The following is a 15,012-nucleotide window of genomic DNA, read 5'->3' as shown; positions in this document are numbered from 1 at the left end:
GGAAAACGGTATCGGCATGATTTCAGGGTCAGTGTGCAGCAAAACGGCATTGTCCCATGCAATCGTGAACGCCGACAGGCTGCGCGCCAGGCGGTCTCGGCTACAATCGTGGTCCTGCTCACCCTGAGACCGCGCGCGAGCGGGCCGGCCTGATCCGGCATCCGCCTCGCGGCTGATCCCCGCCTGATGAAAACACTGATGTTGCGCCTGTCCCGCCTGCCCAGACTGTTGCTGGTGCTGGCCTTTCTCGTCGGCACGCTGCTGTTCGGCTTCAGCGGCGCGGCCCTGCAGACCCCCGAGTGGGGCGCCTGGCGCGTGTTCGCGCTGCCGGCCATGGCCGCGGGCTTTCTGCTGCAGGCCGTGTCGCTGGTGGCACTGCTCGGCCGGCGCGGCTAAACCCCTGTTTGCGTACGGGTTTTTGCCGGGCTGCGCTTGACGCCTGCGCGCCCGGCGCGGATACTCCGCGCGATCGAGCCGGCCCGCAAGCCTTGCGGGCCTTGTCTTTTCCGCCGTTTTCGCCGTTTCCCGCCATGACCACCAAAGCTCCCGAACTGTTGCTGCCCGCCGGCAACCTCGCCAAGATGCGCGCCGCCTACGACTTCGGCGCCGATGCCGTATACGCCGGCCAGCCGCGCTACTCGCTGCGCGCGCGCAACAACGAATTCAAGCTGGACGAACTCAGGCAGGGGATCGACGAGGCGCATGCACGCGGCAAGCTGTTTTTTGTCGCCAGCAACATTCTGCCGCACAACGCCAAGCTCAAGACCTATATGGCCGACATGGAGCCGGTCATTGCCATGAAGCCGGACGCCCTGATCATGGCCGATCCGGGGCTGATCATGATGGTGCGCGAGAAATGGCCGGAGGTGCCGATCCATCTGTCGGTGCAGGCCAATACCACCAATCTGATGGGCGTGAAGTTCTGGCAGAAAATGGGTCTGACCCGGGTCATCCTGTCGCGTGAGCTGAGCCTCGACGAAATCGCCGAGATCCGCCAGGCCTGCCCGGACATGGAACTGGAAGTCTTCGTTCACGGTGCGCTGTGCATCGCCTACTCGGGACGCTGCCTGCTGTCCGGTTATTTCAATCATCGCGACCCGAACCAGGGCACCTGTACCAATGCCTGCCGCTGGGACTACAAGATGCACGATACCCGCGACGACGACGCCGGCGACGTGCAGCGCATCCAGTTCGATTTCGGCCAGGCCATGGACGAGGCAAACCGGAACTTCGCCGCCTGCGGCGGGGCCGAGCGCCACCCGCTGGCCGATCGCACCTATCTGATCGAAGAGGGCAGCCGTCCCGGTGAACTGATGCCGATCATCGAGGACGAGCACGGCACCTACATCATGAATTCCAAGGATCTGCGTGCCATCGAGCAGGTCGAGAAGCTGGTGAAGATCGGCGTCGATTCACTGAAAATCGAAGGCCGCACCAAATCGGTCTATTACGTGTCGCGCACGGCCCAGGCCTATCGCAAGGCCATCGACGATGCGGCGGCCGGCCGGCCGTTCGACCTGTCGCTGCTGGCCGACCTCGATGGTCTGGCCAATCGCGGCTATACCCCGGGCTTCCTCGAACGCCACCAGACCCAGGATTACCAGAACTACCTGACCGGCCATTCGCAGGCGAAGAAAAGCCAGTACGTGGGCGAAGTGCTGGAGATCGCGGCCGACGGCCGCGCGCTGGTCGACGTCAAGAACCGCTTCGCCGTCGGCGACCGGATCGAGATCGTTCATCGGGCCGGCAACCGCACGCTGACCATCACCGCGCTGCACAAGGACGATGGCAGCCCGCTCGACGTGGCCGCCGGCAACGGCATCCGCGTCTGGATGGATCTCGGCGGCCCGGCTGATGGCGCGCTGATCGTCCGCCTGTTCGACTGAATGGTGGCCGGCGTCCGGCCGCGGTAAGCTGGGTGCCGGTTTTTCCGGAGTGCCCGCCATGACCCCCGTCCTGTCCATCCGCCGCTACGATGCGGAAGTGCGCGTGCACGACCATGATCACACCCAGCTGGTGTTTGGCCTCCGTGGTGGCCTGCGGCTGGAACTCGACGGGCACGGCGGCTGCGTCGGCGAGCGGCAGGCGGCGGTCATCCCGCCCGCCTGCCGCCACGTCTATGCCGGCGACGGACTGTGTCTGGTGGCCGATCTGCCGGCCGACGCCATCTGGCTCGGTGCCGCGCTCGGGCCGGAAGCCGATGCCGGCCAGCGCCTGCTCGACCAGCCGCGCGTGCTGTCACTGCCGGCCGGGCTCGACGGTCTGGTGCGCTGGCTGTCGACCCAGCCACTGCACGACAGCACTCTCGGCAGCCATGCCGCCGCCCTGCTGCTGTCCGGCCTGAGCCGGCCGGCCGAGGCGCCGGGTGCGCTGCCGCTGGCGGCCATTGACGCCCATATCGACCGTTGTGCGGCGCGACCGCTGCAGGTTGCCGATCTGGCCCGTCTGGCCGGGCTGTCGGTGTCGCGCCTGCATCAGCGCTTTCTGACCGAAACCGGACTGACGCCGATGGACTATGTGCGCCGCCACCGGCTGGCGCTGGCCATCGACCTGCTGCAGCAGACGACACTGGCGGTCGGAGAGGTCGCCGCCCGGGTCGGCTACGCGTCGCAAAGCGCGTTTACCGCCGCACTGGTACGCGCGCATGGCCTGACGCCGCGCGATATCCGCCGACGCGAGTCTGCCGGCAAACGACAATAGTGGCGCGACAGACCGACCGGCCGTACCCGCACTAGACTGGCCGTTTCCCGTTCCGGAAGCCTTGCCATGACGCCCCGCCTTGCTTTGTCGATGCTGCATGTCGCCGCGCTGCTGTTCGGTCTGACCGGCATCTTCGGCAAACTGGTGGCCGCTCCGGCCGTGGTCATTGTCTGCGGCCGCGCGCTGTTTGCGCTGCTGGCACTGGCACCCGCTTCGGTCTGGGCCGGCCAGCGGCCGTGGCAGAACGTGTCGCGGCGCAGCCTGGCCTGGCTGGCGCTCGGCGGCGTGTTGCTGGCCGGACACTGGCTGACCTTTTTCCATGCAGTACAGACCGGGGGCGTGGCACTGGCCACACTCGGTTTCGCCAGTTTTCCGGCGCTGGTCGTGCTGCTGGAAGGATTGCTGTTCCGTGAGCGCATCCGTCGTGACGAGATGGCCGTGGTCGCCGTGGTGACCTTCGGCCTGATCCTGGTCACGCCGTCGTTCGAGGCCGGCAGCGGGCTGGCGGGGCTGGCCTGGGGCGTGCTGTCCGGCTTGCTGTTTGCGCTGCTGTCACTCAGCAACCGGGTGATCGCGGCACGTGTCGCGCCGCTGGTGGTGGCGTGGTGGCAGAACTGCGCCGTGCTGCTGTGCGTGCTGCCGTTTGCCGCGACCGGCCTGCCGGCGCTGGGCGCGGCCGACTGGCTGTGGCTGGCGCTGCTCGGCGTGCTGTGCACCGGGCTGGCCCACGGTCTGTTCGTCACCAGCCTGGCGGTGCTGAATGCGCGCACGGCCGCTGCCATCTTTGCGCTGGAACCGGTTTACGGCATCGCCATTGCCTGGTGGCTGTTCGGCGAAACACCGACTGTACGCATGCTGATCGGCGGCGGGCTGATCGTGGCCGCCATCGTGCTGTCGGCGCAGCGGCAGGCAAAGCGGCGCGAGTCCGCGGCCATCGCCGCCACACTGCAATGATGGCGTATTCGCTACCGCCAGACTGCTCATGAAGGTGGGCAGCAACGGTCTCAGTCGTTTTTCGCGGGGGGATTGACGGACAGTCTGACGGCATATTCATCGCCGCGGATCCGGCCCTATTGAAAACGGGGTCTTCCGTTCCCATCTGCCTGTGCATTGGCAACCCTACTCCGATGCAAGAGCGACCTATGAGCGAGAAGCAAACTCTGGGCTTCCAGGCCGAAGTCAAACAGCTGCTGCAGCTGATGATCCATTCCCTGTACTCGAACAAGGAAATCTTCCTGCGCGAGCTGGTCTCCAACGCGTCCGACGCTGCCGACAAGCTGCGTTTCGAAGCCATCGCCAACCCGGCACTGTATGAAGACGACGCCGAGTTGAAGATCCGCATTACCTTCGATGCCGACGCCCGCACCCTGACCATTGCCGACAACGGCATCGGCATGAGCCGCGACGAGGTGATCGAACATATCGGCACCATCGCCAAATCGGGCACCCGTGCCTTCTTCGACAGCCTGACCGGCGACGCCCGCAAGGACGCCAACCTGATCGGCCAGTTCGGCGTCGGTTTCTACTCGGCCTTTATCGTCGCCGACCGGGTCACGCTGACCACCCGTCGTGCCGGTCTGCCGGCCGATGCCGGTGTGCGCTGGGAATCCGCCGGCGAAGGCGAGTACAGCATCGAGGCGGTCGACAAGGCCGGCCGCGGTACCGAGATCGTGCTGCACCTGCGCGAAGACGAGGGTGAGCTGCTGAACGACTGGCGCCTGCGCAGCATCCTGCGCAAGTACTCCGACCATATCGCCATCCCGATCGAGATGCTGAGCACGCCGGAAGCTGCTGACGGTGACGAACCGGCGCCCGCTGCCGTGTTCGAGCCGGTCAACCAGGCGTCCGCGCTGTGGGCACGGCCGAAGAGCGAGATCAGCGACGAGCAGTACCGCGAGTTCTACAAGCACGTCGCCCATGATTTCGAAGACCCGCTGGCCTGGACTCATGCCCGCGTCGAAGGCCGCCAGGAATACACCGAACTGCTGTACATCCCGTCGCGGGCACCGTTCGACCTGTGGGACCGCGAACGCAAGCACGGCGTCAAGCTGTACGTCCGTCGCGTGTTCATCATGGACGACGCCGACAAGCTGATGCCGCTGTACCTGCGCTTCGTCAAGGGCGTGATCGACTCGGCCGACCTGTCGCTGAACGTGTCGCGCGAAATCCTGCAGGGCTCGAAGGATATCGACGCCATCCGCGCCGGTTGCGTGAAGAAGGTGCTGGGCGTGCTGGAAGACCTGGCCAGCAATGAGGCGGACAAGTACGCGACCTTCTGGCAGGCCTTCGGCAATGTGCTGAAGGAAGGCATTGGCGAGGACTTCGCCAACAAGGACCGCATCGCCAGGCTGCTGCGTTTCGCGTCGACCAGCAATGACAGCAATGTGCAGAACGTGAGCCTGGCCGACTACGTCGCGCGGATGAAGGACGGGCAGGACAAGATCTACTACATCACCGCCGACAGCTTTGCCGCCGCGAAGAACAGCCCGCACCTGGAAGTGTTCCGCAAGAAGGGCGTGGAAGTGCTGCTGCTGTCCGACCGCGTCGACGAATGGGTAACCGGCCATCTGACCGAGTTCGACGGCAAGGCACTGGTATCGGTCGCCAAGGGCGAACTCGACCTGGGCCAGCTCGAGGACGAGGCCGAGAAGGAAGCGCAGAAACAGGTCGAGGAAACCCTGCAGCCGCTGATCGAGCGTGTGGGCAAGGCGCTGACCGAACAGGTGCGTGAAGTCCGCGTGACCCACCGTCTGACCGAATCGCCGGCGTGCCTGGTCGCCAGCGAGCACGGCATGAGCACCCATCTGGAACGGCTGCTGAAGTCGGCCGGACAGGAAATCGAGCACCAGAAGCCGGTGCTGGAACTGAACCCGGCCCACCCGCTGGTGAAGAAGCTGGACGCGGAGCAGAGCGACACCCGCTTCGGCGAGCTGGCCCGCGTGCTGTTCGACCAGGCCTTGCTGGCCGAAGGCGGCCAGCTCGATGACCCGGCCAGCTTCGTGCGCCGCGTCAACAGCCTGATGCTGGAAATGGCCGCGTAGCATCGGTCAGGATCAGGTCCTTGCCAAGGCCGGTGGAGTCTCCGCCGGCCTTTTCCTTTCGGGAACCGCCTCGCCGCGACGGGAGAGTTGCGGGACAATGGGCGTTCGTTCCCCAATCCACTGACCCGGAAAGCCAGCCATGTCCTTTCGCCTTCTGTCCCTGCCGTTTGCCTCGATGCTGTTGCTGACCGCCTGCTCGGGCGTGGCACCGGCGCAGGTGGAACCGGCCCCGGTCGCTCCGCCCCCGGTGGCATCACGCTGGATCAACCAGAGTGCGCTGGACACGCTGCGTCAGACCGGCTCGCCACGCCAGGCGCTGGCGTCGCAGCCGGCAGCCGAGCTGCTGCTGCAGCCGGATGGCCGCGCCGAGCGCGGAGATGGCGAGCGCTGGACGCCGGTCCGCTGGCAGCGCGATGGCGAGCGGCTGCTGATCGACCAGCAGGCGTGGCCGCTGGCCGGGGGGCAACTGATGTCGCCGGGCGGGGCACGCTTCGTTCCGGCTGGCGATGTGGCGGCCGGGACGGACGGTGCCTTTCGCGCCGCAGCCAATGCGGCGATGTTTCCGGGGCGCTGGGAAGTGCTGACCGCGCGCGGTCGTGGCACCGGACAGATCGTCACCTTCCATCCGGATGGCTCGCTGCAGGGCACCAACAAGTTCCGCCACTACCGTTTGTGCCTGGCCGGCGACTGTCTGGCGCAAACCCGCGGCGACAGCCTGCGACTGGACGATGGCGGCACGCCGACGACCCTGCTGCTGAGCCGTGACAGGGGGCAGTACGTGTTCCGCCAGGTGCGGGCGGGGGCCAGTGCCGGTGCGCTGCTGCTGCCCGGCGTGGTGTACATGCGCCTGCGTGCGGTGCATTGACGGCGGAGTCTGGCAATGATGGATGTTTCCGCACATGTCTGATTACGGTCTGCACCTGCTGCAACCGGCCCGGCATCTGGTGTCGCGCTGGTTTGCGCTGATCTGGCTTGGCGTGATCGTCGTCGTCAGCCTGTACCCGTTCTCCGGCTGGGAGTGGAGCGGCGAGCCGCTGCTCGATTTCCTCACCTACCCGCTGCCTTACTACCAGCGCGACTTCGACAATGTCGTCAATGTGCTGGCCTACCTGCCATACGGTTTTGCCCTGGCGCGAATGTCACGCCGGCGCTGGCTGGGTTTCCTGTTTGCCTGCGTCGCCGCCAGTGCGACCAGCTTTGCGGTCGAGCTGACGCAGAACTTCCTGCCCAACCGCGTCTCGTCCAACCTCGACCTGATCTGCAACGCCCTTGGCGGTGCCATCGGTGCCACCATTGCCACCGTGCCGCTGTGCCGGCGCATCGGCGCCTGGCTGCTGGCACGGCGCTATCGCTGGTTCGTGCCCGACTCGACGGCGGACTATGCGCTGATGCTGCTGGCGGTCTGGTTCCTGACCCAGATCAATCCGGCGGTGCCGCTGTTCGGCGTGGTGGTGATGCCGCGCGGTCTGCCGCAGCCTTTCCTGTCGCCGCTGACCGATCCGGTGCTGTTCCTGATGCTGCTGGAGGCGGGCGGGGCGATGCTGCATCTGACCGCCACCCTGCTGTTCATTACCGCCTTCCTGTCACGCCGGCGCTACCAGTTGCGCGCCGTGCTGCTGTTTCTTGCCGCCGCCTGGCTGGTCAAGATGCTGGCTGCCGGCATGCTGCTGAAGCCGATGGCGTTCTTTGAATGGATGAACCACAACGTGGCGCTGGGGCTGGTATCCGGCCTGCTGGCCGCCTGGCTGTGCACCCGGTTGCCGCGCGGCGGACAATTGCTGCTGGCCCTGCTGGCGCTGGCCGGCAGCATCTGGCTGACCGAGCTGTGGCCGCTGGCCGAAGCCGGTGACAGCGGCGAGGAACTGGCGCTGTTCCGCTGGAACGAGGGCCATCTGCGCAATCTCAATGCGCTGGCCGACTTTGCCTCGCGCTGGTGGCCGTGGGCCGCCATTGGCTGCCTGTCGCTGGCGCTGTGGCGCATCCTGTGGTCGCGCTTCCGGCCGCCGCGCCCGGACCCGATCGGCTAGCCCGGATTGCTCCCCGCCCTCGCGGGGAAACCCCGCTACGGCCGTTTGCTGTTTGCCGTGGCGCTGTGGGGCAGTCCGAGCAACTGGGCGATATGAGCGATGCGATGGTCGACATAGCCCGGTGTCGCTACCTGGCCGGGCGCGATCCATACCGTGCGCATGCCGAGCCGCTTGGCCGTGCGCAGGTTGACCCGTGCATCCTCGACCATGATGCAGCGTGATGCGGGAGCGCGCAGATGGGCCAGCACGGCACGGTAGCCGCGCACATCGGGCTTGGGCAGAAAATCGGCCGACTCGATGGCGAACTGGGCACTGAAATGCCGGTCGATGCCGAGTCGTTCGAGAATACCGGCGCAGTACCACGACGGGCCGTTGGACAGCAGCACCTTGCGGCCGGGCAGGCGGGCAAAGGTGCGCTGCAGCTGCGGGTCGAACCGGACCAGTGGCAGCAACTCGTCAATCGGGTGGGTGGCCTGCAGGAAGTGCAGCGGGTCGACGGCATGGTGGCGGACCAGCCCGGTCAGCGTCGCGCCGTAGCGGCGCCAGTAGGCGGCGCGCAGCCGCTGCGCCTCGTCCTCGGCGATATCCAGGTGACGCATGATATAGGCGGTCATCATGCGGTTGATATGCGGGAACACCCCGGGTGATGCGTGATGCAGGGTGTTGTCGAGGTCGAAGATCCAGATCGGGGGCATACGGCAGACAAAGGCCGCCGACGGGGACGACGGCGGCCGCAATGGGCGGGGCGACATGATAGGAGCGGAGCGGGGCGCGCTGCAATGTGCAACGCGCTGGCGCTACTGACAGCCGAGCTGGCTGCACCCCATCACATACTTGCTCAGCGAGTCGATCGCGATCTGCTGGTCGGCAATGGTGGCATGCACCACGTCGCCGATCGAGATCATGCCGATTACCTGTTCGTTTTCCACCACCGGCAGATGGCGGATGCGTTCCGCTGTCATCAGCGCCATGCACTGCTCGGCCGTGCGGTCGGGGCTGATCACGTGGACCCGCGCGGTCATGATCTCGGACACCAGCGTATTGCTCGACGTCCGGCCCTGCAGCACGATGCGGCGGGCGTAGTCGCGTTCGGAGAAAATGCCGACCAGCCGCCCGTTGTCCATGACCGCCACGGCGCCGATATCGCGCTGGGCGAGCAGTTGCAGGGCTTCGAACACACTGGCATCCGGGGCAATCGAGATCAGGGCGGCGGTGTGTTTCTCTTTCAGCATTTGGCGGGCGGTGGCGCTCATGGTGGTCTCCTGTCGGACAGTAGGGGTGTTTCCACTATAGTGCGCCCGCGCCCGCCGGCCCGGATCAAGCGGCGCGGATCATGGTGCCGATGCCGGCTGCGGTGAGAATTTCCAGCAACAGCGCATGTTTGACCCGGCCGTCGATGATGTGCACCGAGTTCACGCCGTTGCGGGCCGCGTCCAGTGCCGAGCTGATTTTCGGCAGCATGCCGCCGTGCAGCGTGCCGTCGGCGAACAGCAGGTCGACCTGTGCCGGGGTCAGGCTGGTCAGCAGCTTGCCGTCCTTGTCGAGTACGCCCGGAGTGTTGGTCATCAGCACCAGCTTTTCCGCGTGCAGCGTTTCGGCCAGTTTGCCGGCGACCAGATCGGCATTGATGTTGTATGCCGCGCCATCCGGGCCGACGCCGATCGGGGCGATGACCGGAATGAAGTCCTTCTCGTACAGCAGGGCGACCACGGCCGGGTCGATCGAGTCGACCTCGCCGACCTGACCGATATCCACGGCCGGGTTGCCGTCGGCGGCGACATACAGCTTGCGGGCGCGGATAAAGCCTCCGTCCTTGCCGGTCAGTCCGATGGCATGGCCGCCGGCCTGATTGATCAGATTGACGATTTCCTTGTTGACCAGACCGCCGAGCACCATTTCGACCACGTCCATGGTCTCGCTGTCGGTCACGCGCATGCCGGCGACGAATTCGCCGTGCTTGCCGAGGCGGGTCAGCAGGTCATTGATCTGCGGGCCGCCGCCATGGACGACGACCGGGTTCAGGCCGACCAGCTTCAGCATCACCACATCACGGGCAAAGCCTTCCTTCAGCGCCGGGTCGGTCATGGCATTGCCGCCGTACTTGATGACCAGCGTCTTGCCGCTGAACTGGCGGATATACGGCAGGGCCTCGGCCAGAATGGCGGCCTGCTCCTGGGCATCGAATGGCATGGCGAATCCTTGCTGTCGCAAAAATGCAAATTCTAGCCGTATCCCGGCAACTCGTGTCTGCCCGAGGAGCGCAGATTGCTGCATCAATTAATGAACCAGTATTTATTTTTTATGCACAACAGGGAAAAATGCCGGTAGTCTCCCGCGTCATCGTGATTCATGACGGACGTTTCCGACCATGCAAAACCAGAATGGCACACGCTGGCACCGGCGCAAGGACGCGCGGCCGGACGAGATCCTGGCCGCTGCACAGATCCTGTTTATCGAACATGGCTACAAGGCGACCAAGCTTGAGGACATTGCCCGCGCCGCCGGCGTGACCAAGGGCACGCCCTATCTGTATTTCGAGAACAAGGCCGAAATCCTGAAAGCGGTAGTCCGCAACGGCCTGCTGGCCAATATCACCCGGCTGGAGGCGGCGGCCGAGAACGGCGCCGGTCCGGTCGCCGCGCAGATGCGCCTGCTGATGCAGCGCTGGAATGAGGACGTGCAGGCCAGCCAGAGCAGCGGGCTGGTCAAGCTGATGGTGGCCGAAGCGTGCAACTTTCCCGACCTGGCGCGCTTCTATTACGACGAAGTCATCCTGCGTGCCCGGGCGCTGTTGCGCACACTGCTGACGCGCGGCATGGCCAGCGGCGAGTTCCGCGCCGATCTCGACCTCGATGAAACGGTCCAGATCGTGCTGGCCCCGCTGGTGATGGCCCTGCTGTGGGAACACTCGTTCGCCCGTTTCGAAGCCGAACCGATCGATATGGTGCGCCATATCGACCATATCCACGACCTGCTGACCCGCGGCCTCTGCACCCGCGGCTGAGACACCATGCCCAAGCGAACCCTGCTCATTCCCGTCCTGCTGGCCAGCCTGATACTGGCGGCCTGCAAGGACCGACCTGCCGTTGAAGAAGAAATCCGCCCGGTCCGCACCACTGTCGTCGGCGAGGATGCCGTTGCTGCCACCCAGCGCTTTGCTGCCGACATCCGGGCCCGGCATGAATCGCCGCAAGGCTTCCGCGTGGCCGGCAAGGTGACCGAACGGCTGGTGGACCCCGGCGCCATGGTTCGCACCGGCCAGCCGCTGTTGCGGCTCGATCCGGCCGACCTTGGCCTGGAACTGACCGCCAGACAGGCGCAACTGGCGGCGGCGGAAAGCGACTACCGCCAGCAGGAAACCGATCTGGCCCGCTATCAGGGCCTGCTGGCCCAGCACTTCATCAGCCAGGCCGAATTCGACCGCCGCGCCAGCGGGGTGGTGGTTGCCCGTGAAAAGGTCAAACAGGCGCGTGCCGACCTGGCCGTCAGCCAGAACCGCCGCGCCTATGCGACGCTGACCGCCGAACGCGATGGCGTGGTCAGTCGCATCGACGCCGAACCCGGCCAGGTGGTGCAGGCCGGCCAGACCGTCGTGACCCTGGCCGTACCGGGTGAGCGCGAAGCCGTGGTCAATGTGCCGGAGGCGCGGCTGGCCGCATTCCGCACCGCAAGCGCTTACAGCGTGCAGTTGTGGAATGACGGGCGCCGCTACCCGGCGACCCTGCGTGAACTGGCGCCGGTGGCCGATCCGGTCTCGCGGACCTATCAGGCGCGGCTGTCGATTCCCGCCGCCGACGACGCGGTCAAGCTTGGCATGAGCGCGACCGTGTTCGTGACCGGGCGCGACCAGCCGGCGCAGATGCGCCTGCCGCTGACTGCCGTGCTCGACGAGCAGGGCCGGCATGCGGTGTGGGTGCTGGACGGCAAGACGCTGCGGGTGAAAAAACGGGCCGTAACGCTGGCCGGCATCGACAGCCAGACCGTGACCGTGGCCAGCGGGGTGCGGGCCGGCGAAACCGTGGTGACGGCCGGTGTTCACCTGCTGCGCGACGGCATGCGCGTCAGGCGGCTCGATCCGTCGCCGCGCCCCGGCAAGCCGGCACTGGCCCAGGTCGGCACTGACAAGGCGACGGCCAGCGGTGGCCAGCCATGATGCGCGGTCCGAATCTGTCCGAATGGGCGCTGAGCAATGCGCCGCTGACGCGCTACCTGATCGTGGTGCTGCTGATGGCCGGCGTCTGGGCCTATGCCCATCTCGGCCAGAAGGAAGACCCCGAGTTCACCTTCAAGGCCATGCTGGTGCAGGTGGTGTGGCCGGGGGCGACGGCCAGCGAGGTCGAGCAGCAAGTGACCGACCGTGTCGAGCAGAAGCTGATGGAAATGCCCGAGCTGGACTTCGTGCGCAGCTACTCCAAGCCGGGCGAGGCACAGCTGATCGTCAGCCTGCGCGAGGACGTGCGCGGCCGTGCCGTCACTGATGCCTGGTATCAGGTACGCAAGAAGATCGGGGACCTGAAAGCGCAGGGCGGCCTGCCGTCCGGCGTGCGCGGGCCGTTCTTCAATGACGAATTCGGCGATACCTTCGGCAATCTGTATGCGTTCACCTCGGACGGCTTCAGCCCCGAGGCGCTGCGCCGCTACGTCGAGTACGCCCGGCTGGCCGCCACCCGGCTGCCGGATGTGGCCAAGGTGCAGATCGTCGGCGACCAGGCAGAGAAGATCTATGTCGATATCGACACTGCCCGGCTGGCCAACCTCGGCATCGACCTGTCGACGGTGTGGGAAGCGCTGGCGAAGCAGAACAGCGTCGAGCCGGCCGGCACTTACGAAACGGCCAGCGACCGCATTTTCGTCCGCGTCAGCGGTCCGTACGACTCGGTGGCCGCCGTGGCCGGCACGCCGATTGCCGCCGGCGGGCGATCGTTCACCGTCGGCGACATCGCCCGGGTCGGACGCGCCTATGTCGACCCGGCCACCTTCAAGATGCGCTTCAACGGCAAGGAGGCGCTCGGCCTGGCCATCTCGATGAAGCAGGGCGGCGACGTGCTCAAGCTCGGCCAGGCACTGGATGCCTTCGTGCTCGACCTCAAGCGCACCATGCCGCACGGCATCGAGATCCATGCCGTGTCCGACCAGCCTAAAGTCGTGCATGAGGCGGTCGGCGAATTCATGCGTTCCCTGCTTGAAGCGGTGGCCATCGTGCTGGCGGTCAGTTTTGTCAGCCTCGGCCTGCGTACCGGCGTCGTGGTCGCGCTGTCGATCCCGCTGGTGCTGGCCATCACCTTCCTGGCGATGCTGGCGTTCGGCATCGACCTGCAGCGCATCTCGCTCGGCTCGCTGATCATCGCGCTGGGCCTGCTGGTCGACGATGCGATCATCGCCGTGGAAATGATGTCGCTGAAGCTGGAGCAGGGCTGGAACCGTTTCCGTGCCGCGACCTTTGCCTACACCAGCACGGCCTTCCCGATGCTGACCGGCACGCTGATTACGGCGGCGACCTTCCTGCCGGTCGGCCTCGCCCGCTCGAATGCCGGTGAATACACGTTCAGCCTGTTTGCCGTGGTGGGGCTGGCATTGGTGATTTCATGGTTTGTCGCCGTGCTGTTCACGCCGTACCTCGGTTTCCTGCTGCTGAAGGAACACAAGAATGGCGAGGACGCGCCGCACGTCGATGTGTACCGCAAGCCGTTCTACCTGCGCTTCCGGCGCACGCTGGAATGGTGCCTGGAATACCGCAAGACCGTCATTGCGCTGACGCTGGCGGCCTTCGTGCTGTCGCTGGTCGCGTTCAGGCTGTTCGTGCCGCAGCAGTTTTTCCCGGCCTCGAACCGGGTCGAACTGCTGGTTGACCTGTGGCTGCCGCAGGGGGCCAGCTATGCGGCGACCGAGCGCGAAGTGAAGGCGGTCGAGGCGCGCCTGGCCAATGACGAGCACGTGCTGTCGGTCACCAGCTATGTCGGCAATGGCTCGCCGCGCTTCTACCTGCCGCTGGACCAGCAGCAGCCGAACCTGAACTATGCGCAGCTGATGGTGATGACCCGCGATCTCGCTGCGCGTGAAGCGGTGAAGAAGAAGCTTGAACGCGCGTTCGAGACCGACTTTCCGCTGGTGCGCGGCCGGGTGGTCCGGCTGGAGAACGGCCCGCCGGTCGGCTATCCGGTGCAGTTCCGGGTGATGGGTGACGATCCGGTCGAGCTGCGTCGCATTGCGGCCCAGGTCGAACAGAAGGTGCGGGCGCACACCGATACCCGGCACGTCAACAATGACTGGGGCGAGCAGGTCAAGGCGATGCGGCTGACGGTGGATCAGGACCGGGCGCGGGCGCTCGGCATCGACTCGCAGGCGCTGGCGCGACAGCTGGCGATGCAGATTTCCGGTGCCGCCGTCACCGACTTCCGCGACAACGACCGCAGCATCGACGTGATGGTGCGGCTGTCCGCCGACGAGCGACATGATGTGGCCGCACTCGGCGGCCTGACCGTGCAGACTGCCAGCGGGCGTTTCGTGCCGGTATCGCAGGTTGCGCACATCAGTTATGCACCCGAGGAGAGTATCGTCTGGCGGCGCAACCGGCAGCCGACCATCTCGGTGCGGGCCGACGTGCGCGACGGCGTCCAGGCGTCCGATGTGTCGCTGGCGCTGTGGCCGGCCATGCAGGCATTCGGGAAAACGCTGCCACCCGGCTATCATATCGAGCTTGGCGGTTCGCTCGAGTCGAGCATGAAGTCGCAGCAGGCCATCGGCACCATCGCGCCGGTGATGCTGCTGATCGTGGTGACACTGCTGATGGTGCAGCTGAAGAGCTTCTCGCGCACGGTCATGGTGCTGCTGACCGCGCCGCTGGGCATGATCGGGGTGTCGCTGACGCTGATCCTGTTCGGTGCGCCGTTCGGCTTCGTCGCCATGCTCGGCGTGATTGCGCTGGCCGGGATGATCATGCGCAACAGCGTGATCCTGGTCGACCAGATCGAGCATGACCTTGCCGAGGGCATTGCGCCGTGGGAGGCCGTGATCGGCAGTACGGTCCGCCGCTTCCGGCCGATCATGCTGACGGCCGCGGCGGCGATCCTGGCCATGGTGCCGCTGACGCGCAGCACGTTCTGGGGGCCGATGGCGGTCGCCATCATGGGCGGGCTGCTGGTGGCGACCGTACTGACGCTGCTGTTCCTGCCGGCGCTGTATGCGGCCTGGTACCGGGTGCCGCGGCCGGCACCGGCCGCTGACTGAGACAAGGGATTCGTGTG

13 protein-coding genes are annotated in these 15,012 nt (G+C 66.1%); 10 read left to right on the top strand and 3 right to left on the bottom strand.

The window, feature by feature from the left end; translation table 11 throughout:
• Nucleotides 1–186: 186 nt before the first annotated feature.
• The 7 genes from DFO50_RS01015 (at nucleotide 187) to DFO50_RS00985 (ending at nucleotide 7,768) form a co-directional block, all read left to right on the top strand.
• Entirely contained in the window at nucleotides 187–396 is a 210-nt protein-coding gene (locus DFO50_RS01015; protein WP_028498038.1) for a hypothetical protein, read from the top strand.
• Nucleotides 397–530: 134 nt separating this feature from the next.
• The gene (gene yegQ / locus DFO50_RS01010; RefSeq protein ID WP_028498037.1) at nucleotides 531–1,886 is read left to right on the top strand and encodes a tRNA 5-hydroxyuridine modification protein YegQ; all 1,356 of its coding nucleotides are present in this window, start codon (nucleotides 531–533) and stop codon (nucleotides 1,884–1,886) included.
• 58 nt (nucleotides 1,887–1,944) lie between these two features.
• On the top strand, nucleotides 1,945–2,700 hold the full coding sequence (locus DFO50_RS01005) for an AraC family transcriptional regulator (protein ID WP_112691918.1): 756 nt from the start codon (nucleotides 1,945–1,947) through the stop codon (nucleotides 2,698–2,700).
• A 66-nt stretch (nucleotides 2,701–2,766) separates the two neighbouring features.
• Nucleotides 2,767–3,654 carry a DMT family transporter gene (locus DFO50_RS01000; RefSeq protein WP_028498035.1) on the top strand — a complete coding sequence of 296 codons (888 nt, stop codon included), beginning with the start codon at nucleotides 2,767–2,769 and terminating at the stop codon, nucleotides 3,652–3,654.
• 188 nt (nucleotides 3,655–3,842) lie between these two features.
• Complete coding sequence (gene htpG / locus DFO50_RS00995; protein WP_028498034.1) at nucleotides 3,843–5,741, top strand: molecular chaperone HtpG; 1,899 nt, start codon at nucleotides 3,843–3,845, stop codon at nucleotides 5,739–5,741.
• Nucleotides 5,742–5,880: 139 nt separating this feature from the next.
• Nucleotides 5,881–6,606 (top strand): hypothetical protein, encoded by a 726-nt coding sequence (locus tag DFO50_RS00990; RefSeq protein ID WP_112691917.1) that lies wholly within the window; start codon nucleotides 5,881–5,883, stop codon nucleotides 6,604–6,606.
• A gap of 34 nt (nucleotides 6,607–6,640) precedes the next feature.
• Nucleotides 6,641–7,768, top strand: coding sequence for a VanZ family protein (locus DFO50_RS00985; RefSeq protein WP_051528652.1), 1,128 nt, complete (start codon nucleotides 6,641–6,643; stop codon nucleotides 7,766–7,768).
• 35 nt (nucleotides 7,769–7,803) lie between these two features.
• Here the strand turns inward: DFO50_RS00985 and DFO50_RS00980 are convergent, their stop codons facing one another.
• From DFO50_RS00980 to argB, 3 genes are all read right to left on the bottom strand, one after another.
• Nucleotides 7,804–8,463 (bottom strand): pyrimidine 5'-nucleotidase, encoded by a 660-nt coding sequence (locus DFO50_RS00980; protein WP_107888800.1) that lies wholly within the window; start codon nucleotides 8,461–8,463, stop codon nucleotides 7,804–7,806.
• 102 nt (nucleotides 8,464–8,565) lie between these two features.
• Nucleotides 8,566–9,021: a CBS domain-containing protein gene (locus DFO50_RS00975; RefSeq protein ID WP_028498031.1), complete on the bottom strand. Its 456-nt coding sequence runs from the start codon at nucleotides 9,019–9,021 to the stop codon at nucleotides 8,566–8,568.
• Between the two features lie 64 nt (nucleotides 9,022–9,085).
• Nucleotides 9,086–9,958, bottom strand: a complete 873-nt coding sequence (gene argB, locus DFO50_RS00970; protein ID WP_028498030.1) for an acetylglutamate kinase — start codon at nucleotides 9,956–9,958, stop codon at nucleotides 9,086–9,088.
• Between the two features lie 178 nt (nucleotides 9,959–10,136).
• Between argB and DFO50_RS00965 the strand changes: the two genes are divergently transcribed.
• Genes DFO50_RS00965 through DFO50_RS00955 form a run of 3 tightly spaced genes read left to right on the top strand, consistent with a single transcriptional unit; the run spans nucleotide 10,137 to nucleotide 14,995 of the window.
• A complete protein-coding gene (locus DFO50_RS00965) occupies nucleotides 10,137–10,772 on the top strand; it encodes a TetR/AcrR family transcriptional regulator (RefSeq protein WP_107888798.1) in 636 nt (211 codons plus the stop codon).
• Nucleotides 10,773–10,778: 6 nt separating this feature from the next.
• On the top strand, nucleotides 10,779–11,921 hold the full coding sequence (locus DFO50_RS00960) for an efflux RND transporter periplasmic adaptor subunit (RefSeq protein ID WP_107888797.1): 1,143 nt from the start codon (nucleotides 10,779–10,781) through the stop codon (nucleotides 11,919–11,921).
• Nucleotides 11,918–14,995, top strand: a complete 3,078-nt coding sequence (locus DFO50_RS00955) for an efflux RND transporter permease subunit (RefSeq protein WP_107888796.1) — start codon at nucleotides 11,918–11,920, stop codon at nucleotides 14,993–14,995. Before DFO50_RS00960 ends, DFO50_RS00955 begins: the two co-directional genes overlap by 4 nt.
• Nucleotides 14,996–15,012: the final 17 nt, after the last annotated feature.

Source organism: Microvirgula sp. AG722 (genome assembly GCF_003269145.1).
Lineage (GTDB): Bacteria > Pseudomonadota > Gammaproteobacteria > Burkholderiales > Aquaspirillaceae > Microvirgula > Microvirgula aerodenitrificans.
The sequence above is the reverse complement of the archived record's forward strand: the minus strand, read 5'-3'. Positions and strand labels throughout refer to the sequence as shown.